This is a genomic window from Treponema sp. OMZ 857 (genome assembly GCF_024181085.1).
Lineage (GTDB): Bacteria > Spirochaetota > Spirochaetia > Treponematales > Treponemataceae > Treponema.
Genome location: NZ_CP051147.1, coordinates 1,903,944 through 1,925,905, shown reverse-complemented (window position 1 = coordinate 1,925,905; position 21,962 = coordinate 1,903,944). Strand labels below are relative to the sequence as shown.

General features: G+C 45.8%; 16 protein-coding genes. 7 read left to right on the top strand and 9 right to left on the bottom strand.

The features are described 5' to 3' along the window. Position 1: 1 nt before the first annotated feature. Complete coding sequence (locus tag E4N66_RS08665; RefSeq protein WP_253727689.1) at positions 2-760, bottom strand: FadR/GntR family transcriptional regulator; 759 nt, start codon at positions 758-760, stop codon at positions 2-4. Positions 761-1,198: 438 nt separating this feature from the next. Here E4N66_RS08665 and E4N66_RS08660 point away from each other — a divergent pair, with 438 nt between their 5' ends. Together E4N66_RS08660 and E4N66_RS08655 are read left to right on the top strand one after the other, a co-directional pair. Then, positions 1,199-2,281, top strand: a complete 1,083-nt coding sequence (locus E4N66_RS08660) for an adenylate/guanylate cyclase domain-containing protein (RefSeq protein WP_253727687.1) — start codon at positions 1,199-1,201, stop codon at positions 2,279-2,281. Between the two features lie 51 nt (positions 2,282-2,332). Then, complete coding sequence (locus tag E4N66_RS08655; RefSeq protein ID WP_253727686.1) at positions 2,333-3,988, top strand: ComEC/Rec2 family competence protein; 1,656 nt, start codon at positions 2,333-2,335, stop codon at positions 3,986-3,988. Positions 3,989-4,127: 139 nt separating this feature from the next. Here E4N66_RS08655 and ggt read toward each other — a convergent pair whose 3' ends face one another. The 5 genes from ggt to E4N66_RS08630 form a co-directional block, all read right to left on the bottom strand. After that, complete coding sequence (gene ggt, locus E4N66_RS08650) at positions 4,128-5,837, bottom strand: gamma-glutamyltransferase (RefSeq protein ID WP_253727685.1); 1,710 nt, start codon at positions 5,835-5,837, stop codon at positions 4,128-4,130. A gap of 4 nt (positions 5,838-5,841) precedes the next feature. After that, a complete protein-coding gene (locus E4N66_RS08645; RefSeq protein ID WP_044013069.1) occupies positions 5,842-7,215 on the bottom strand; it encodes a sodium:solute symporter family protein in 1,374 nt (457 codons plus the stop codon). A gap of 142 nt (positions 7,216-7,357) precedes the next feature. Next, positions 7,358-9,124, bottom strand: coding sequence for a 6-hydroxymethylpterin diphosphokinase MptE-like protein (locus tag E4N66_RS08640; protein WP_253727684.1), 1,767 nt, complete (start codon positions 9,122-9,124; stop codon positions 7,358-7,360). Between the two features lie 5 nt (positions 9,125-9,129). After that, positions 9,130-10,656 (bottom strand): peptidyl-prolyl cis-trans isomerase, encoded by a 1,527-nt coding sequence (locus E4N66_RS08635; protein ID WP_253727683.1) that lies wholly within the window; start codon positions 10,654-10,656, stop codon positions 9,130-9,132. A gap of 271 nt (positions 10,657-10,927) precedes the next feature. Further along, on the bottom strand, positions 10,928-11,578 hold the full coding sequence (locus tag E4N66_RS08630; RefSeq protein ID WP_253727682.1) for a Crp/Fnr family transcriptional regulator: 651 nt from the start codon (positions 11,576-11,578) through the stop codon (positions 10,928-10,930). Between the two features lie 78 nt (positions 11,579-11,656). On the opposite strand from E4N66_RS08630, the gene E4N66_RS08625 reads away from it, so the two are divergent. After that, positions 11,657-12,952: an ABC transporter substrate-binding protein gene (locus tag E4N66_RS08625; protein WP_253727681.1), complete on the top strand. Its 1,296-nt coding sequence runs from the start codon at positions 11,657-11,659 to the stop codon at positions 12,950-12,952. A gap of 58 nt (positions 12,953-13,010) precedes the next feature. Here E4N66_RS08625 and E4N66_RS08620 read toward each other — a convergent pair whose 3' ends face one another. Further along, entirely contained in the window at positions 13,011-13,757 is a 747-nt protein-coding gene (locus E4N66_RS08620) for a copper homeostasis protein CutC (protein WP_253727680.1), read from the bottom strand. A 144-nt stretch (positions 13,758-13,901) separates the two neighbouring features. On the opposite strand from E4N66_RS08620, the gene E4N66_RS08615 reads away from it, so the two are divergent. The 3 genes from E4N66_RS08615 to E4N66_RS08605 all read left to right on the top strand — a co-directional run bounded on the left by E4N66_RS08615 (position 13,902) and on the right by E4N66_RS08605 (position 17,170). After that, complete coding sequence (locus tag E4N66_RS08615) at positions 13,902-14,663, top strand: hypothetical protein (protein WP_253727679.1); 762 nt, start codon at positions 13,902-13,904, stop codon at positions 14,661-14,663. A 201-nt stretch (positions 14,664-14,864) separates the two neighbouring features. Then, positions 14,865-15,746 (top strand): helix-turn-helix domain-containing protein, encoded by an 882-nt coding sequence (locus tag E4N66_RS08610; RefSeq protein WP_253727677.1) that lies wholly within the window; start codon positions 14,865-14,867, stop codon positions 15,744-15,746. An 11-nt stretch (positions 15,747-15,757) separates the two neighbouring features. Beyond that, positions 15,758-17,170 (top strand): MATE family efflux transporter, encoded by a 1,413-nt coding sequence (locus tag E4N66_RS08605; protein WP_253727676.1) that lies wholly within the window; start codon positions 15,758-15,760, stop codon positions 17,168-17,170. Here the strand turns inward: E4N66_RS08605 and E4N66_RS08600 are convergent. Beyond that, positions 17,112-18,170 (bottom strand): GNAT family N-acetyltransferase, encoded by a 1,059-nt coding sequence (locus tag E4N66_RS08600; RefSeq protein WP_253727675.1) that lies wholly within the window; start codon positions 18,168-18,170, stop codon positions 17,112-17,114. The genes E4N66_RS08605 and E4N66_RS08600 overlap by 59 nt on opposite strands. Beyond that, positions 18,154-19,452 carry a hypothetical protein gene (locus E4N66_RS08595; protein ID WP_253727674.1) on the bottom strand — a complete coding sequence of 433 codons (1,299 nt, stop codon included), beginning with the start codon at positions 19,450-19,452 and terminating at the stop codon, positions 18,154-18,156. Before E4N66_RS08595 ends, E4N66_RS08600 begins: the two co-directional genes overlap by 17 nt. A gap of 90 nt (positions 19,453-19,542) precedes the next feature. Between E4N66_RS08595 and E4N66_RS08590 the strand changes: the two genes are divergently transcribed. After that, the gene (locus tag E4N66_RS08590; RefSeq protein ID WP_253727673.1) at positions 19,543-21,960 is read left to right on the top strand and encodes a Lon protease family protein; all 2,418 of its coding nucleotides are present in this window, start codon (positions 19,543-19,545) and stop codon (positions 21,958-21,960) included. Positions 21,961-21,962: the final 2 nt, after the last annotated feature.

Below are 21,962 nucleotides of genomic sequence, written 5' to 3'. Positions count from 1 at the left end.
ACTATATTCCGCTACTCGATTCCAAAACGGTATATGCGCCAATTGAAGTCATTTTCTCAAGCAGCGCCAATGCCTCTTGTTGGTTTCCGTCAGCAATATGAGCAATGAGTTGTGATTTTAAGGCTGAGGCCGTTTGAATATTGCCGGTATTTTCGGTAAAGAACTGTTCCAGCTTTTGGTGGTACAGTTCCCGCGCCGAATTAAAAAGCAGGAGGAATACGGTATTACCACCCGCTTCGATAATTGCACGATAAAAAAGGAAATCCAATTCGGTCAACTGCCGTATGTCGGCAGGGCGTAAACGTCCTGTATTATTTTTCTTTTCTTCTGTGTAGATTTTGTTCAATTTTTCGATAAGCGGCGAATTGGTTTCTTTTTTCGCTACATCGGAAGAAAAATACTGCATCAACGATTTTGTCAAAATCATTCGGCGGACTTCTTCCAAATCGGCATCGATACGGGCAGCCGATTGCGGCGCCGAAAAACGGTAAAGGCTCGAAAGCAGCGGCAGTGCACCTTCTTCCGTAAAGTTGTTGACAATCCAGCCATGTCGCGGGCGAATGGAAATGAGTCCCCTCGCCCCCAGCTCCAAAAGCCCTTCGTGAATCACCGGCCGAGAGACACCCATCTGCTGTGCCAGTTCCCGCTCAGGTGGCAGCTGCTCTCCCGGCAGGATAAGGTGCATCAATAGCAGCGTTTCCATCTGCTCGATAAAGCGTTCTTTATTGCTTTTGGCCGTTGTTTGTCGTTTCTTTTTCATATAATCTCGTAGATAGAACAGCGATATGTGGTAATACCACCGAGTTCCTATCTACTATAGCATGGGAAAAAACGATTTGTCAAATATTTGTTAAAATTTTGTAAAATTTTTTATAACCATTTTGAAAACCGGCTGTTTAGCGTGGTGCGTTAAAGATATTCCGTACCACCTGCCATGATTTTCCGCACTCCCTTGCTTTTCATCATGAAGGTTCTTATTTGTGTGTCCAACTCAAAACGTTGTTTCTGCTGATAGAACGTCAGTGATTTTAAACAGTATCGAAGGGCTGACCAATAACTTTGGTTTTTGGGTGATTCCCTGAGACGTAGCTCATAAATGTATATATGTACATTTACGAACGATGGCAACTTGCATCGAATAGAATACACAGTGCAAAACATTGAGTGTTTGCCTGGATGCTGTGCAAAGGAGAGAACTATGAGTATGAAATTACGCTGTAAAATGAATCAAAAAGAGGCTGATAAAATTGCGGCTTTTTTAACGAATGTATCCGATAGACTGCTGTTCCATATTCCGCTCTATGAAATCGGTAAAGCGTTCGATATACCCCGTGAAAAAATTCTTGATATTTTTATTCAAGGTGTTTATGACGGAGTATTCATCTTGGAGTGGATTTATCATTGTCCTACATGCGGTCATGTTGTCTATGAGGCGCCGTCTCTTCAACAAGCTTCGTCGCAAAATTTTTGTACGGTTTGTAATAAGGTTTTTAATAATACGCTTGACACCAATATTGAAGTGTGCTTTTCGATTCATCCGCGGCTTAAAACACTTGATCCTGCATTTAAACTGAATTATATCGCTGAGATGGGTAAAAGCATTCAGAACGGGAAATACCGGACGTGGGATACACCCGATGCGATAAAAGGCGTTGAGATTATTCAAAATAATTTATACCGTGAATTGATGCGCTCCGAAGTGCTTATCGGTGACCAAGTGCTCCCGCTGAAAAATGCAACGATTCTCTTTGCGGAGGTTACAAATTCGACAAAACTATATGCATCATTAGATGATAGAAAAACATTTTCATTGCTGAAAGAGTATACGTGTATTCTTTCAGATACGATTGAAAAATGCGGCGGGGTATCGGTTAAGACAATCGGTGCTGCCGTTATGGGGGCTTTTATCGATCCCGGTAAGGCTTTTAATGCTGCTGTGAAAGCGCTGCGGTACTTGATGAAACATACTCAAAATAAGCCGATACAGGAACAACTGGAAATTAAAATAGGTTTGCACAGCGGTTCTATGTTGGCTGTAACGTTGAACAATCGGCTCGATTATGTCGGGTTGACTGTCAATACTGTCGTCGATATAAAAGATACTGCGCTTCCGAATGAGATCGTTATCTCTGAAGCTCTTTTTAACAACCGCTCCGTTAAGCGTGCCATCCTTTCCGTTACCGATACCGTACAGAAACAGCAGATACGGTTTAAGGGAAATCCGGATAATCATACGCTGTATCATATAAAAATACAAAATCAATCCCGTAAAAACCGTTAATTTGTAGCCATTTTGTACCTCGTGCCGTATAAGGAAGCATAAGAGGTGAGTATGGAGAGACACGTTGTTCCGCCTATTACGGTCATAGCCGTTGCGGCGGCGGCGTTTTTTTACGGATTGTATACATTTGCTCAAACCGGCGGCAGAGTTACATCTTTTGTCTTTATAACGGCATTCTTATTACTCTGTGTGCTATCGGTGTTTTTAATAGCGGTATCCGTAGCAGGCAAGCTGCTGTCTCAGGGAAGGGTAGGGGTGCGCAGCAGCTGGAAGAAGCCGGCGCTGTCTACGATACGCTTTGCGTTTTTCGCGGCTGCCGGAGCTGCAATCGGTTCATATTCCGTGTGTACACTGCAAAGAGAACAACGCCCGCCGCAAACGCTTGCTGCGCTGCCGACGGTGCGGACGCTTATTGCGGAATTAACCGGTGAGCCTGTTCCGGCTGGATCCGATTATTACCGCATACCGGTCAAACTGATTGCGTGCAGCGCCGACCGCGATGAACAATTCTCCGCATCGGGTATTGTGCAGCTCTTTGTTCCGGCAGCGCTTGTCCGCGGAACATATTCAGGAGGTATTACCCGCATCGGCAGAGCGGAGCAATCCGAAATGGCAGCGCCGCTGCTGCACAGGACGGCTGTATTTGCGGAGGCTTTGCGAAATCCGCAAGAATGCCGTTTTTATGTCCGCGGGATGAGGCTTGCGGTTCAAGGAAAGTTCGGTAAGACGGGAACGGTGTTTTATGCGCGGCCGGTGCAGCCGGTATTTCTCGGATGGAATTCTCCGCTCAGCCGCCTCCGCGCGTTTTTCCGCTTTGCCTTTATGCGGATGCTCTACGGTTGGGGCAATGCGGGCGGACTTTTGCTTGCGCTGCTTGCTGCCGATAAAGCGTTCTTACCGGCGGAATGCATCGCTGCGTTCCGCAACGCCGGACTTGCCCATATCCTTGCGCTGTCGGGGATGCACCTTTCGTTAATTGGGACGGCAGCGCTACAAGGCGGCAGAATGTTCGGGCATAAGAGCCGGGCTGCATGGTTTTCGCTTGCGGCGGTTTTCCTGTTTGTCTGGTTTGCAGGCGCTGCTCCTTCGTTAAACCGTGCATTGGGAATGGTATGTATCGCCGCCGCAGGGAGAGCGCTCGGGTTAAAGCCGCCGCCCTTGTCGGTGCTGTGCGCCATGTTGACCGTCCATATTGCAATCGCCGGCGCCGAAGCAATAACGCTTGGGTTTATGCTTTCGTATGGGGCATATGCAGGGATTATCATCTTCGGCGATGCGTGCGCTCGTCTTATGGCAGGAAAAATACCGCCTGCCCTTGCAGGCAGTATTTCCGCATCTGTCGGCGCACAGCTTTTTACTGCTCCGATTGTTATTTCTGCAATCGGGAATATCGCGGCGGCGGGAGTCATTGCTTCATGTATGGTCAGCCCGCTCGTTTCGGTTTTCCTCATTGCGGGGCTTATCTGCATTCCGCTTGCACTTATTTTCCCTTTCACGAGTCCGCTGCTGGGATACGGATTGAACGCCGCGTATCGGATAATTTTTGTAGCAGCAGATTTTTTTGCACGGCTTCCAGTTATTGCGCCGGAAAGCGGAATACAGCGTGCAATATTTTCGGCCGCAGCGTTTGCGGTTGGGGTGTGCTGTGTGGTTCTGGCGTATGTTCAGCGCAAGCGGACAGCAGCCGCTTTCCCTCGATTGACATAAGCACCGGAACAGAGCTTAAACTAAGCCCTGCTGCTGAACGGGGCTGGCAAAAAAGTAACCAACTTTTGAGACATCCCCGTATGTTAAAGCCGAATACCGGGCATCTCTAAAAACTCGCTTAGCTTTTAGAGATGCTCTCCTATATTTCCATAAATCCTATGCCGTCAAAGCTTGCGCCGGAGGAAAAAAGAACTCCTGCGCAGCCATCGACTCGCTTTGTCCGCCCTGCATAAAACCTATCCTGTTTTTTCATCACGCAATTTACCATTGTACTCATTGCCTGATGTACGGGAACCTGATGTACGGTATGCAGTGCTGCTTGCAGATGAGCGACAGTATCGGGTGAAATACCGAATTCGGTTTCTATGCCTTGTTGTTTACTCAGGCAGTTGATATACGGCATATCTACCAGCTGTTCAGGTTCCATATCAAAATCGATTGCATTGACTATTCCTTGCAGCACACCGGTAATAATTCTGGGTCCTCCGGCAGAACCGATGGCCATGAACGGTGCTCCTTCTTTAAAAACAATAGTCGGCGACATACTGGAAATCGGTGTTTTTCCGCCGGCTATCGCATTGGAGCTGCCGTACGATAATCCTTGACTGGTAAGTGCCCCTTCCGTTGCGGAAAAATCCGACATTGCATTATTCAATACAAAACCGTAAGCATCTACGACAATGCCGCTTCCAAACCAGTCTCTGATCGTCTGTGTTTGCGATACCGTATTCCCATATCGATCCATAATGGAAAAATGAGAGGTGTTTCCTTTATGCTCGTCGAATGCTGTGTCGATTCCCGGTTTATACTCTTGTGCCGTTTTATTGATATGCTGATATTGTAATTTTGCATAATCTTTACTGAGAATTTTATGCGTGTCGATTTTGATAAAATCGGGATCACCTAATCCGATACTTCTGTCTGCAAAAGCAATCTTCATTGCTTCCGCCAATAGATGTATGTACTGTGCCGAATTATGTCCTGCTTTTTTTATATCCGCATTTTCAAGGATATTCAGCATTTCGAGTACGGTACAGCCTCCTCCGGGGGGAGGAAATGAATATACGGCGGCATTTCGATAATTGATACTTACGGGTTCACGGAATTTAGGTTGATACTCGGACATATCTTCATAGGAAAAACAACCGTCATGCTCATTTATTGTGTTGATAATTGTCTTTGCCGCTTCTCCGCTATAAAAATAATCAACTCCGGCTGTTGCGATTTTTTCTAAAAGCCGTCCCAGTTTTTCATTTTTTTGCATAGCGCCGAATTCATATCCCTTATCTCCGTTCATAAAATTCTTTTTAAAGGTGGGATAGGTATTCTGTTTTCTGATAACCGAGTCATCCGTACCGGTTATCGAGCCGGTAAAGCTTGTCCTAAAACCGTTGAACGACAACTTGATTGCATCTTGTGCAACCGCTTGCATTGTCATTGTACCGAATTTTTTTAGCAAGACATCTAAGCTTTTCAATAATCCCGGAACGGCAACCGATCTTCCGCCGATATCCTTCCATTCGTCGCACACCTTTCCGTCTTTTAAAAATAAATCTTTTGTCGCATTCCGCGGGGCTATTCCTCTCCCGTCCAATGCATAGACTGCATTTTCCTGTTTTGAGTACGCCAGTGTAAAGCAGCCTCCGCCGATTCCCGAATGATGCGGTTCGACAACGGATAATACCAACGAAACCGCAACGGCAGCGTCAAAAGCATTTCCGCCGTTCCTCAAAACATTCAGTCCTGCTTGAGTGGCATAGACATTATTACTGCTGATTGCCCCGTATGTTCCGTTGATAGACGGCCGATCCCATGCAGACGGCCACATGTACATTTTCTTTTCCTGCATACGATTATTTACCGCCTTCTTTATATGTCAGTAACGAAACGATTATTCCAACGCCGTATGTAACGATGACAACCGGATAAATTGCTTCAAGCTTATCGCTCAAGCGCAGTAACATCCAAGCTATCCCAACGAGCATACCGCAGAGGATACTCCAGAAAGCACCTTGCTTGGTAACCTTTTTCCATGTTAAACCGACTAAGATAGAAAAACTGATAGGAGCAGCGGCAACATGCTGGAGCGTTAAAAAGAGATTCGTAAGCGAACGGCTTGGAATAAAAAGTGCAGGTATCAGCGTAAGATATGCAAAAATAAATGTAATCTTTTTGGAAATACTGAGAACCTTTTTATCATCGGCATTTGGATTGATATCCGTCTTATATACGTTGGTGATAATCGTACCGGTGGCCAGCATCATTGTTGCCATCGTTGCAGCGATAATCATTGTAACGAATGCAAAGATAATACCGCCGAAGAACGGTGAGGTAAAGGTTTTAATAGCATAGGCAAATGCGCTTGTTCCATCACCTAAATCAGCTCCCGAAGCTTTTGCAAGCATTCCGCAGGTTGCCGTAAAGAAACAAATCGGTGCTGCAATAAGATATCCGAGGATGGAACCGGTGCGGGCAGCTTGCGGGGTTTTTGCCGCCAATAACGGCTGAAGTACCGATTGCATAACAGCCGTACTGATACACCCTCCGAATATCCACGCGATGATTCTGTGCAGCGGCATATTTTTCATACTGTCATATCCTTGCGGTAATTTTGCCAGCAATCCGCTAAAGCCTTCAAATTTAGGCAGTGTCGTTACAACAAAAATAATGAGTAAGATATAAATACCGATACAGACGATTCTTCCTACCGCTGATGCTCCTTTCATACCCGAAAAACCGGTATAAACGACAGCAACCGTTACACCGATTATCATTGCCGCCATGAAGTTTATATTGGGTAATACAATTTGAATGATGGACGAAACCGTTTTTAACTGAATGGGAATATAGAGAAAACCGTAGACAATCCATGCGTATGAGTACAGTTTTGCCGTTTTATTATCGAATCTGGATTGTAAGTATACAGGGACCGATTCACCGGGCATATTATTTCGGATTATTTTTGCAAAAACAGCTAATGCAATAAAGTAAAACGATCCGGCTATTGAATACCACGATCCGGCGATGCCGAGGTTATATCCGTTTTGAGCTGCTCCGACAATTGCCATGCCGCCGATTTGCCATGCGGCAAAAATAGCACCGAGTGAAACGGCGCTCAGGGACTTATCACCTCCCGACCACTGTGCGGACGACTTAATGGTTGTTCCGGCATAAATACCGATACCGACAACGATTAAAAACGTAATGATCCATGTTGCAATTAACATACTGCTTTCTCCTTTACTTAGCTTGTATTATGATATGTAATATATTACATATCATAATACAAGCTTACACCACCTTTCAAGGAAATGCAACAAAAAATTCTAAAAATTTTTCAAATTTCTGAAAAAGGAGGTTCCACCGCCGTTAGCCGAGAATTTTTAACAAATACCGCAGCTCGATACCTGCCCGCTTTAGAAAACCGAGCTCAAGCGAATAGCCCCGTGCTGCATCTGGGAAGTGGCTGTACAGATAGTCGCGCGCTGCGAAGAGTTGTTCCATCATGTGTTCCGATATCGAGCGCTTGCCCTGCAAATGGTCATTCAGCATAGTCAACGCTTCAGCTTCACCGGCAAGATAGCCGCAGAGCGCTTCATATCGTTTGTTTGCAGTGTCTGATTCACAAACGGAATCAAAAAAAGTATCGGCTGCATTTGTCTGCGAGCAACCGGTTCCGATAGCTGTACTGTCCGTATCCGAGGCACAGACATCGGTAAGTATCCGTTCGGCTTCGGTCATATCAGCTTGTCGACCGTTCAAGAAGCAGCCTTCCGTTCCAATATCGATAACCCGCTCATTTACGGAGAAGGTATGGCGATACAGTTCCGCATAGCCGGATAGTACCGGAGTTGTCCAATAGGAAAGTCCACGCTTCCCGGAAATACGCTGCATACCGGTAGAGAGACTGAGCTTATACGGCGATTCGGTGCGGTTTATTTCCGCAAAGAGTTTTTTTATAGGGCTGCTTCCGGCGGCATGGGTAAGACCGTTTTGCCATGCAAAATCTAAGCCGGTATGCAGTACGGGCAGGTGAGGGGCGGCCAGTGCTAAAGCAAGCTGTAGTGCTGTCAATCCTACCGATCCCATCGGCGGAAGAATAAGCGGCTGCAGCGTTTGATAGAGTCGTTCCAAATATTTCAGCCGTGCGTACTCGGTGCAAAAAAAGTGCACGTTTCCGCCGCATGCTTGCAGCGCACGGGGGGAAGCCGTCAGATCAGCAAAGACCGGTATGCCGTATTTGCGCAAGCCGATGAACGCCGAATCAATCCAGTACTGCGATTCTACCAATACGATTGCGTCAGGCCGAATATCGGGTAGAAGCGCTGCGGCTGCGGCATCCACTGCAAGCAAAAAAAAGGCATTTCTATTCTTGATGATAAAATCCCGTGCAGTATCGAGCGAAGGACCGGCGCCTGCAACCAAAAGAGGCTTGCGGATACGCTCATCGCCGGTGAGCAACCGGAAGCTGCTCTTAGTCGATGGTACACACCATGTTGGAGATTCCGCCGGGAAGCTCTCCGGCGATTTCGCGAGTGGTTCCATCATTGGTCTCGCCGGCGAGCTTGCGAGTGATCTCGCAAGTGAGAGGAGATTGCGGAATGTGTTATGCGCGTAATTCCTGCCGAGGTGCATCAGCGTTATCCGGTTTTTCCAAAACCGTGAAATCACCTCATCGGCATACAAACCCACTTCATCATAAAAGGTTTGATTCAGCTGCACCCCGCCTGAACAGGACAGCGCAAGACACTTTTTAAAGGGAAACAGCGGCAAGGATTCTATCTTTTTCAGTACCTCTGCAACCGAATCCGTCCGGATATAAGAAAATCGCTGCTGTGCAAACGGAGAGAAATCACAATGATCGAGCGAGAACCGCATCAACATTTGATCGCATTCCAGCGCAAGGATATAAGAAGATGCCGGCAGCTTTTCCGTTAATTCTTTAAGCCCGTAGCTCAGTACCGGCGAAAGACAGAGTATTAATGTACAATCGGGTATCTGCAACGATGCAATCTGCGCAGTAATAGCTGCTTGAGGATTGTATTTTGAATAGAGATATTTATTTCGGTATAAAACGGAAAAGCCCCTGTCTGTTTGTATCAGCAGAGGCTTTTCATCTTTGTTGGTGTTAATCAATCTCTTTAGTTGAATACCGCATTAAAATTGTCGGTAAAGTTTTTACTGTTTAAGACAAAATCAATAAAGGTTTGCTGACCCCATGAAAGCTGCTGATAGGCAAGCATAGCAAGCGGATATTCGTAATACCAAATCGATGCGAATTGCCGGTATGACGTTGCGATATTGTTTTGGGTTTCTTCCGAGACTGCTTTCTCTTCGTCAAGCTGCAATACCAGTACGTTTGCCCCCAGCAAAATCGGCTCCGAAATTTCCCCCTGTTTAAGTGCAAAGGCTTTTTTAAAGAAGGTTTCATTCCGTACACCGGCCGTAAAGAAAGTATCCGACTGATAAGAAATTTGCGGTAAAATAGCGGCATTGCCGTAGTTCAGTGTTATCGGGTTGCTTGTCTGCACGACCAAATCATTTATAGATGCTTCATGTGCAAATCCGCCGATTTTCGCCGCTTCGATAAAGGTTTTTGCCTTTTGTTCAAGGTAATCTTCGATAATGCCGCGCTCATTCGATTTCATATACGAAAGAACACGGTCTCGAGTTTCGGCTAGTGTAAAATCGGCAGGTGTAACCGGAGCAGTGCATTTTACGATTGCATATCCTGAAGACGTTTTAACAACGGAACTCACCTCATCGGTACCGAGCTTGAGTACGGTATCAAGATCCTTTGATTCGGGGAATGTCCGGTTTACCGTTGTTCGGTATGGGGATAACAGTTTTCCGTTAGAATCGGTACCCGCCTTGGTAGAGTTTGTGATAACGGCATCTTCAAACGTGATTTCTCCTTTTTGGAGCGCTTGAGCGGTTTTATTTGCGTCCTCTTGCGAGTTAAATGTCAGCATGAGTAAGTTATGTTCAGCAAATAAATCGGCATGTTCTTCGCCATACGCACGGATTTTATCCTGCGGAAATTGGCTTTCCTCAAATACAACATATTTAAAGGTGCGTTCTTTTTCCGCCATCTTCTGCACGAAAGCAGTTTCTGCCGAGCTTGTTTTCAAGCCGAAGATATTATCGTATGTACCGAAGTTATCTTCGATATAGCGTTGTGCGGTCAGATAATCGATTACTTGCCGTCTATTGGTAAGCCGCTGCTGTTCCGATGTATCCGTATACAATTTTTCAGAATAAGTACCCGTAGAATCCGTATAAAAGGAGATAAGCGCTTTATTGATATTTTTATTCGGCAGATAAAAACCGGCGCTCAGGGCTTCTTCCTGTGCAGCAAGCTGAATCATGGAAGAATTAAATGCGGTTCGCATAATCTGCCGTTCTATAAATTCCTGCTGTGCCTTGTTATTATTGTCGTTTCTCAGATACCCGCGTAGTTCGGCGGCACGATGAAGCTGCCGGTATTCCCGCAAAAAAAGCCCGTCAGCAGTGTTGTCAAGCTGCTTGTTTTTCCATTTACCGAGCATTGTTTTAGCATTACTGCCCGATTGCCCGCCTGCTGCCGGAACAAAGACAAACGCAATTACCGAAAAAACCAAAATAATAATACTTCCGATTGCTAAAGTATTTTTTTTAAAGCCCGCCATAGTTTTGTTTCCTTAATTATAGATTCTCTATTTAATTTTCAATATGCTTACTTTTTAGATGGACAGTTGATAACTCTACCAGCTTGACCGTGAAATGTCAATCACCGGTTTTGCGGTTATATTGCTTCCCTAAAACCCAATCCGGTAACAAATGGTACCGAGTTCTTGCTTTCGTTATGATATAGTCCGCATAGCTCTAAAAATTGGACTTTTAGAGCCGGTTACCTGCGCAATTAATAACCCTATTCGGAAGTTTCCGAACAGGTTTAATTTATGCAAGATCTTCGAGTTTATCGATATTAACGGTTACGGTATCTTTGGATATGGTGAGCAGCTTATCTTTTTGCATATTCATCAATTCGCGGGATAGGGAAGGGCGAGGAACGGCAAGATATTCGGCCATAGCTTCTCGGTTCAGTTTAAGCGTTATTTTAGGCTGACCGCGCGCTTGCTGTAACAGATACACGGCTATTTTTTTACGCAAGGTAAATGATGAAAATATCAACAGCTTCTGGTTTAAAAAATAAGCTTTATGTGCAAGAATGGATAAAAGATTCTGTACAATTTTTGTTTGTACGGCAGGCAGTGTTGCAGAAGCCGAAAATATATTTGCCGGAATACTGAGAATTTCCGCATCGGCGATTATCCTGCATGAATAATCGTATGGGGTGGATTGCAAGAATGCATAGACTTCACCGAAGACGGTTTCCGGTGTTTCAAAGCGGTTCATAATGATTCGCTTACCATCGGCATCATTTTTTTCGATTTGGACAACCCCTGATTTAAGAACAAACAATGCCTTGGGGAGGTCTCCTTCAAAGAAAATAAAACTGTCTTTTTGATAAACTGCCGTCTTTGCCTTGACGGCGGTAAGATAGGTTTCCAGTTCCTTTGCGGGAATATCTTTGAATAACGGATTCACAGCGTCCTTCCTTTGCATCGTATGTGGGTCTTTTTTTAGTATCGGTTGTAAATAGTCTATTATAAGGAGAAGCAGTAAATGAATAGTTATTTTAGCATGGATGAAACGGTTTTTGACGTTACGGAACGGTACCCCGAAACAATCCGCTATTTAGCAGAGAAAGGTTTCAGCCCGTTAACAAACCCCATGATGCGTAAATTGATGGGAAAGAAAATCACACTTGAAAAAGCGTTTCTTTCTAAGAAATTGGATATCGATTTATGCGAGCGGGAACTGGTTGAAGTTATCGAACAAAACGCTTCATCAGGTTTTGCTCATATTGATCTGAGCTTAAAGACAAAGAATAATAACCGTGTTGAACCGGATGATGGTAAACAAACGATCAGGATTGAAGGTGTTTTGCCGTGCCCGATACGGATTCCTCTTCTGGAAAGTTTTGAAGCATTTTATTCCGATTATGTCGAAACACATAAGGAAGAGTTTGAAAAGAAAAACTATAAAATCAGGTATGATTTAAGATCGGCTAATCTCGGTATTGATTGGATAATCGATCTGGCAAAAACCGGTAAAAAAGAAAACCTGCCGGATGTGCTCCTTTCTGCCGGTTTTGAACTGTTTTTTGATAAAAAACTGATGGGCTCTTTTATTGAAAATAAAGAGTTCCACTGCGCACTTGATACGGTCAATAAAGATTTTTGCAATGACTATATCGATTTACGGGATGAGAAAAAAAATTACGCCATTATCGGTGTCGTTCCTGCAATTATGATTGTGAATACCGCACTGTTGGACGGCAGAAAAATGCCGGAAACATGGGAGGATATCTTATCTCCCGAATTTGAACATTCCGTCGCTATTCCGTTCGGCGATTTGGATTTATTTAATTCGGTTATTCTTAATATCTACGCACGTTTCGGGGACGAAGGTATTAAGAAATTAGGGAAGGCTTGTAGTGCCTATATGCATCCCGCTCAAATGGTCAAAGGCGGTAAAGCCGCGGCTGTGCAGCCTGTGGTCAGTATCAGCCCATACTTTTTCTCTAAGATGATAGACGAACGGACTCCTCTTAAAACGGTTTGGCCGGAAGACGGTGCGATTGTCGCTCCTATTTTTATGCTGGTAAAGAAAGATACTGAGGAGTTCACAAAAGATTTTGTATCGTTTTTCCTTTCGGAAAAGACCGGTACGGTTTTTGCGCAAAGCGGTTTCTTCCCATCTACCAATCCGTCCGTCGATAATCGTTTATCGGCCGATAAAAAATTCTCGTGGGTAGGCTGGGATTTTATCTATCAAAATGATATCGGTGTAGTATTGGAAAAAATCAAAGCTGATTTTGAAACCGCTGCCGGCAGCAGCTCCGAAAGCCGCCGATAAAACAGAGGGAACTTCTAAAAGATAGCAGGTTTTAGAGGTTCCCTGATCCCGTCGCTTATTATTTTACGGTGCCGATAATTTCGGACATTGCGCCGAGGTCGGCTGTTTCAAACCGGTCTTCCGGCGGGTAAAGGACTCCGCCGTAGTAGATGGCGGGGTTCTTTGCTGTCGAAGGTTCCGCAACGGCTTTTAACGCTGCAAAGTGGATCTGATTGACGCCGGTACCTTTTACGAGCTTCGCTGCATTTTTCTTTGTAATGCCGCCGCCGGGTAGAATTTCTATGCGGCCTTTTGCGTGCTTAACCATCGCGGCGATCAGCTCCATGCCTTCGTAGGCGGTCGGTTCCTGTCCGCTGGTGAGTACACGGGTAAAGCCGAGATCAATCAAAATATCGAGCGTTTTAAGGGGATCGGGTACGACATCGATGGCGCGGTGGAATACCTTTTCTTTATCGCCTGCAATTTTGATGAGCGCTTCGCACCGCTTTTCGTCTATCGTTCCATTCTTTTTTAAAAAGCCGAATACGATACCGTCCGCTCCGTTGTCGATAAACAGTTTTGCATCTTCTTTCATCGTCTTAAATTCGGATGCGGTGTACAAAAATCCTGCGGCACGGGGACGAACCATCGTCATCACTTTGAGGTTGGTCTCTTTTTTAACGAGGAGAAGGGTGCCGAGCGAGGGGGTTAGCCCTCCCAAAAACAATGAAGAATTTAATTCAATTCTTGCAGCGCCGGCTTTTTCGGCTGCAATCGCATCATCGAGCGAGCCTGCGCAAATTTCAATGGTAATAGTACTTTTCATTCCATAATTATAGAATACCCCTTATGAAAGGTCAACGATGTATTTCTCCGGTCTTTTCTAAAAAATATGTTTTCTCGTTGTAAAAACATCGGATATCGATTATTATAGCAAAACCGTTAAGAATATAAGAGAAGGAAAACCGGTATGAAACAATTCATCAATCTTATTCGATCGATCGTATCCGATATGAGACTTCTGGGGAAACCGTTTATCAACTATACGCTTGCCTATATAGGTTTGGCAGTTGTTTCAAACGTGCTTTCTCTGTTTAACAGTTCAAATCAGGCTGTAAACTCTCTTATAACTCTTTTAATTCTTGCCGTAGCTGTTTTGCAAACAGCCGCTATTATCTATTTTCAACGCGCATATATAAAACAACAGATAGGGAATGTCGTTTTTAATTCGATTTTCGCCGTAATTCTACATCTCTATGTTATTTATCTTATTCAGTTGATTATTATCACAGTACCGATTATCATCGTTATGCTGATGTTCCGTTCGGTACAGCCGGAAGCATCTGTGTTTGCCTCCGTTATGGATTGGATAGGTAAAGGGTTTGCTTTTGTTCTTCTTTTATACTGGTTCAGCCGATTGGTGTTTGTACCGACCATCTTGGTGTATAAAAAAGAAAGTATGAAGATGAAGCATATTATCGCCGAAAGTAAAGCTATTTTCAAAAAAAATTTTTTTGTTGTTCTGCCGTTTTTCTTTATACTGTATGCAACGGCTTTTTATGCCGGTTTTACTCTTATGGACAATCCGCAGTCGTCGCCGTCATTAGTGCGTGTTATCGTTTTAACCTTCAATGCGTATATTTCTTCAATTTTGTATTGTAAACTGGTCATTAACTATCAGCTGCAAATGGCAAGCAGGTATTTGCCCCAGACAACCGGTAGGCAGGAGTAAATAGCTACAAAAGGATTTGAAGTAATCCCAGCGAAGTTTTTAGTGATGTCCATGTTATTAGCCCATGCTACTATAAGTAGCGAAAATTTCTCAGATTGTAATATATCATTTCTTTTATAATCACCGCGGTATAGCTATCATTCATTTACAAAACGGGGGATGTTTAAAGTCAACTCATGCTCTTGATAGAGGAGATTACGTATGAACTTTTCTGAAAAACTTAAAACTTTGCGGAAGCAGCATCATTTATCGCAAGAAGAACTTGCAGAAAAAATCCATGTAAGCCGTCAAGCAATTACAAAATGGGAAAGCGGAAACGGAATTCCTGATATTGGAAATATCATTGCTATTTCAGTTTTGTTCGATGAATCACTCGATGTGCTTTTAAAAGAAGAAAAAAGTCTTTTATCCAAACATCAATTTTTGTATGAAAGTAAAACGGAATATGATTTAGATACTTTGAAGAAAATCGATGTTAAGATTGGCGCCGCGCATGAGGTCATCATAGAAGAAACAAAAGATGAAAAAATTCAGATTCTGCTGGCTTCAAATAAAATCGCTTCTCTTGCACAGCAGGTAAAAGTTAAGATTGTTGAAAATGCAAAACGGATGGATATTCTTGTAAAGCGTTCTACAGATTTAAGTGATGCGAATAGTATGGAAAATCTTTTTGTGCTACTCCGTATTCCGGTAAAATTTGTTGCAGATATGGAAATCTATTCAAAGACAGAGAATCTGAAAATTCGGGATATTACATTTGAAGCCTTGGAATTTTCCGGTAAAGTTTCAAACTGTTTTTTTACAAATGCCGGCGGACATACAGAGCTTGATACGAATTCCAATCTTTATGCAGAAATTGCTCATTACAAAGGAAAAATCGATTTTAATCAGCTCAAGGCGATTTCTAAAATTAAGTTTGCAGAAAATTCAAACTATTATTTAAAAAATGCCGGACTCGGAACTCGTTTTTTGGATTCCGATAAGAATATACGCATCCGTAAACGCGAGAAAAAAGATCCTCAAATTGAAACGGATGTGATTGTGGAATTGAACGGTTGGAAATCAGAAATTCAGATTTTATAAGGAGGATTTTTATGGAAACGGAAAAACAACGGACACAGATTTTAAACGATAATCTCTGGAAGATTTTAATAGATTTTTCATGGCCGGCAGTTATTGCGATGTTTCTGCTTGGAGCGAACAATGTGCTTGATGGAATATTTGTCGGGCGCTTTGCGGAAGAAGGTTCACTTGCAGGTATTTCCATTGCACTGCCGCCGGTAATTGCGTTTACCGGCTTCGGGCTTCTGATAGGAACGGGAGCGGGTTCCCTATTAAGTATCGCGATCGGTGCGGAAGATACCGATATTCGGCGGCGGTTATTAGGGAATGTGAATGCGCTGGTGCTTATCGCTTCGGCAGCGGTAATGTTGGTGGGCTTTCGTTTTTCGCAGCCGCTGCTTTTTGCGATGGGCGGCAGAGGAAAGGAACTGATGCTCGGTGATGTGTATTACCGGACACTTTTATGGGGGGCACTTCCTTGGATATATACCGTTGCACTCAATACGCTTATCCGCGCCGAAGGTAAAATGAAAACCGCGTCCGTCATCATGGCTATCGGTTTGGCGGTAAACGGGCTTTCAAACTATGTGTTGATGGTTTTGCTCAATCAGGGCATAAAGGGTGCTGCAATCGGTACGAACATCGGTATGATTGTGCAGTCGTTGATCTGTATGCTGTATGTGAGCCGTTCACCGCTGGTACGGCAGGTTGTGAATTCCACGGATAACGGGGCATTCGTTTCTTCGTTGCAGCAAGCATGTGCAATCAGGTTGGACAAAGATATTGTCCGTACGATTATCCAGATGGGGCTGTCCGCTTTTATTATGCAAATTATGATGGTCTTGCAGAGTATGTTGGTGTTGAACGTTATTACCCGTTACGGTACTGCTCACGATATCGCTTTTTACGGCGTGGTTACCCGTCTGTTCAGTTTTGTCATACAACCGCTTGCCGGATTTATGATTGCGATGCCTCCCATCATCGGTATTAATTTCGGAGCGGCGCAGTCTGAACGTGTGATTGCCGCATTTAAATGTTTTTTAACGGCTTCTTTTATCCTTGTGCTTCCCTTTTGGATTTTTGCGCTTATCATGCCCGAAGCGGCCGCCGGTGTTATGATGAACCGTGCACTGATTACCTCAGAAAACAGTATACAGATTAGGATCTTTATGGCGCTGCTGCCTGTGATGCCGCTCACGTTTTTAACGTTGAGCTTTTTCCCCGCAATCAATAAAGGTCTCAGTAGTTCCATAATTGCCCTTATGCAGCAGGTTGTGCTGTATGTTCCCGTGATGCTGCTGTTGCCCCGTTTTACCGGTGTCCGTGGCGTATATTACGGTACGCTGTTCATTGAACTGGTAACGGCAATTCCGATCCTCATTTTAATTAAACGCGAATTCCGGCTGTTAAGAACAGGTGTAACCCGCTGGGTAAAAGCGGAGTAATGGGATACTTTCTAACGCTCTTATCAAGTATTGCGCTGTTTTCAGGAGAATAGAATGGATCTTTCCCCGCCTTCCAATAACTCATTCTAAACAGCCCGCACTGCTCAAAGCCGAGTTTTTTGTATACGCGGAGGGCGGCTGTGTTGGCGGTTTTTACGAAGAGTGCGAAGCCGTGCGCGTCTGCGCTGTGAGTATTGATGAGATGCGCAACGGCCGCTGCGGCTAATCCCCTGTTTCGATATGCGGGCAGGGTGTAGACGCCGCCGATTTGGAACCAGTGAAAGCCTTGCGCGTTGGTTCCGGCCTTTGCGACGATGCGCCCGCCTACTGACAGCTTGTAGATGTATTCGGTTGTAAGGCGGGCACGCAGCGACAGTTTACAGACAGCGGGGTTTATCGGGCGGCCTTCGTAGGCAACCTCGGTATGTTCATAATCAAGCTGGAGCGGGAAGAGCTCTGTAAGATCATTCTCCGTTGCGCGTTCAATCGACAGCGCTGTATTCAGCGTGGTATTCAGTTTTGACTCCGCTGTTTGAAAGAATGTATCCGTACAGGGTTTGGCGCACCGCATCAGGTAGTAATCTACGGCGGCGTCGAGCCGGATATGCGCCGTTTCGGATATAACCTGTTCAAAGAGGAGCGTATGCTCGCGGATGCCCGCAACGGCATGGAGTTCCGTGTAAGGAAAGTCCTCATTTAAAAAAAATCTGCCGAAAGCTAAGACCGTTTCTTCTGGAATGTCCGTATCGATACAGTGGAACAAAAGCCCATACATGCTGAACAGTAAGACCCCGCAGCAGATTTTTTGCGGTTGCGGACAAGTTTGCCGTTGCGGACGGGCATAGACAGCCGCCGCCTTTTTATACCGCGGAGCGTAGGCGGGGTACAAGCAAAGCCGCAGCTGCTCTGCAAGATCGATGCAGCGGTATTCGTGCTGCCGCACGAATGCAGCCGCGTCATAGATAGTCTCCGGGGTCAGTAGTTCAAAACAGTAGTGCATACCGGTTAAATGCCGCGGCTGCTGCGGCTTTGTCCTGCCTGCCGATACTGCGGCCGCTGCCTAAGAGTTCCGCTGCGAGGGCATCCTCTGCGCGCAGTTGCCCGAAGCCTGCGAGTTCGGGGTAGGGGCGGATGTAACAACAGAACGGCAGCGGCCACTCCTGCTGTGTGGGGGCAGTTACCGGAGCGGCGGAAACAGCGGGAGCCGTCTCAGCCGAACCGTTTCCGCCGGCACCTGCCGCTTGCTCTGATGCTGCATCAGATACGGCGGTAGTATCCGCTGCAGAATTGTCCTCAGGCAGAAGTTCGGGATTGTGCTCCCGCATGGTCTGTATCCATCCGTCGGGGGCGGACGGCAGCGGCTCTTCTTCGGAAAGGCTGAAAAACACACCGGTAAATACGCCCGGATTTTCCGTACAAAAGTGCGCGGCTAAATCGGTATAGATTCCTTCCGCATATAAAAATATCCGTTTATTGCGTCCGTAACGCGCAACCGTTTGTTCAAGAAAGTCGGCAAAGAACGCAGCCGTCTGTGGGCCATCTTCTTTTATTAAATACCGTTGCTCTTTTTTCCCGATGAGGTGCAGCAGCTTGCGGTACAGTTCGATGCGCGGAATAACACCGCGCGGTTTGAGTCTCGTGATTTCCGCAACGGTATAGCCTTGATCCGCCAGAAGAGAGGCGAGTGTTTCCGGCCGTTCGGCGTAGGGAAAGACTTCGGCAATAATTACCAGCGCTCTTTCATCGGCGCCGCCCTGCCGCTCAATCAACAATCCTTCGATAGGATTCCGCGAAGCAGATAGATTACTCGGAGAGGAAGAATCAGGTAAGGTTGAAACGGCGGTTTGTTCGGCTCTACCTTTATCGGTACCGGCGTTTGTTTTATCGGTTAATTCGATCGAACGGACGGTCAGCGGATATTCGGTTCTGATACTTGCTTCCGGCGCAAATCTGAACGCACAATACGCTACTCCGCAAAAAAGGCACAATAACACAATGCGCAGCATCATCGATGCGATACCGTAAAAATCGTTCAGCATCCCTTGGGAAAACGCAATCAGCCGTATTATTTCCGAGAGGCAGACAATCAGTACAAAGAGAACGAGAATAAAAAGATAGAGGACGATTCCCTGTCCGATGATAATACAGATACAGACAAAGAGGCTCAGAAAAGGTAGAATAGGAATTGCACGGCCTTTTTTTAAGCTTTTTGAAAACGGGCGCAGTAATACCGGCAGTAAGAGGAGCAGAACGACAAGCTCGCTTAGTAACAGATCGGTCATATTTTTTCCTTTTGGGACACTCTAAAAACTATACCTGAGTTTTTAGAGTTGCCTTTTTGTATCTCATAATCATTGAGGAGAGTGAAGCTATTGAATACATCATCAACGTCAAACATCCCGCAGCAGGCTTCGGCACAGGAGCTTCCGCTTTCAGAAATTCAATTCAATATACCGGAATCAAAAATCGCCGCATTAAAAACACAGGCGCCGCATAAGCCGATTGTCGGGCAGCTCCGCGCGGTGTCCGCATTGGAACTCGGCTTAAGTATTCGGGACGACGGCTACAACATTTTTATTATGGGAGCGCCGGGAACAGGCCGCCGGACGGTTCTCTCTTCGCTGCTCAAGGACTATAAACCAAATACCGCCTCCTTGCAAGATATTGCGTATGCGCATAACTATCGGCATCCGGCAGAACCGATCGCGCTGTTTTTTCCGGCGGGTGAGGGCAAGAAGTTTCAGCACAGCCTCAAGAATGCAATTGAAGCTCTCTATAAACAGGCATTGCAGATTGAAAAATCTGAGAATTTTTTGTCTGCTCAAAAGAAGATTATGTCGGCGGTAGACAGCGATGAAAATTCCCTGCTTGCGAATTTTGAAGTAACGATGCTGTCGCGGGGATTTAAACTTTTGCAGCTGAAAGACGATTCCAATCAATCCGTCGATTTGATTCCGCTCATTAAAGGAAAAGAGGTTCCGTTCGGGGAGCTGCAGCTGCTGGTTGCGCGGAAGAAGTTTTCCGAACAAGCGCTCAACGATTTGCGTGAAACATATTACCGCTCGCTCGATGAGCTGGCCGACCTTTTTGCCCTGCTGCGGAAAAACCGAACGGAGGCGGAAGAAAAACTCAAACAGTTGTACATCGATTTACTCAAACCGATTACCGCGGCGGAGCTTGAGCAGCCTCGTGCGCTGTTGAACGGCTATCCTGCCGAAACCGATACGCAGAAAAAGCACAACGAAAAGATTGCGTCTTTTTTAAAAAAGACCGAGGCGGATTTGATCGCCCGTGCCGTGATGTATGCAGCGCCGTTTAAGTCGCCGCGGCACAAGAAAGCTTTTTTCGGGCGGTATGCAATCAATCTGATTTGCGAAAATACGGAGGATAAATCCTACGTTATCGACGAAAACCAGCCGAATTTTTCCAATCTTTTCGGGACGATCGAAGGACACGGTGATGAAGAAGACGGACTGCTGAACGGTCATTTACGGTTACGCGGCGGAGCGGTACACCGTGCCTTAGGCGGCTTTTTGGTACTGCGGCTGAAAGACCTTTTGGAAGAAGAAGATTCGTGGGTGTATTTAAAGCGGGTGCTGCAGTCGGGACGTATCGCCGTGCAAGCGCCGCCCGCCGGTACGCATACGCCTTCGCTGTTAAAGCCCGAACCGGTTCCTGCACAGCTGAAAGTCATCATCATCGGCGGCGAATATTCCTATGAGATTCTCTACCAGGAGGATCCCGACTTTTATAAGCTGTTCAAGGTGTGTGCCGAATTCGATTCGGTGATGCCGCTAACGGATGAAAACTTGGCCGCCGTCTTGGCGCTCATCGAAACCTTTGTAAAAGACCGGCATTCGCTGCCGTTCAGCGATTCGGGGTATGCGAAGTTACTTGCCTATGCGGTTGAACTTTCGGAGAGCCGGCATTTGATTTCCGCTCAGTTTACGAAGATTGCGGATTTTGTTGCGGAGGCGAATTATACGGCGAAGCAGCAAGCGTGCGAGCTTATCACCGATGAGATCATTACCAAAACAATCGAGCGGCGGCATTACCTTGCAGCCTTACCCGAAGAAAAATTCGCCGAGATGGTGCAGCTCAAAGAAATTTTAATCGATACCTCCGGCGCCGCAGTGGGAAAAATCAACGGGCTTGCCGTAGAGGAGCGCGGCTTCCATACCTTCGGCATACCGGTCAGCGTTACCGCCCAAGCATCGCCGGGTACTGCCGGTATTATCAACATCGAGCGGGAGGCGGGGCTTTCCGGCGAAATTTACGATAAGGCGCACCTCATCATCAGCTCGATTCTCCGGCAAAAATACGCGCCTGATTTTCCGCTATCGATTTCCGCTGCAATCTGCTTTGAACAATCGTACGGTATGATCGACGGAGACTCCGCTTCCTGCGCTGAGCTTTTCACGCTGCTTTCCGCAATCGGGGGCATCCCGCTCAGGCAGGACATTGCGGTAACCGGCAGTTTGAATCAGCTCGGTATGGTGCAGCCGGTGGGCGGTATTTCGGAAAAGATAACCGGCTTTTTCGACACCTGTGCGATTCTCGGGCTTACCGGTACGCAAGGTGTGATGATTCCTCAGGGCAATAAAAACAATCTCTTTTTGCCGGAGCGCGTCATCAATGCTATCGCCGAAAAGCGGTTTAGGATATGGGCGGTCAGCAATATCGATGAAGGTATCGAGCTCTTGAGCGGTATGAACACGGCAGATGTTACCGTACGCGTTTCTGCCGCGCTGCGCGACTTTGCGGAAAAAGTGAAAGCATTTAGGAAGTAGAA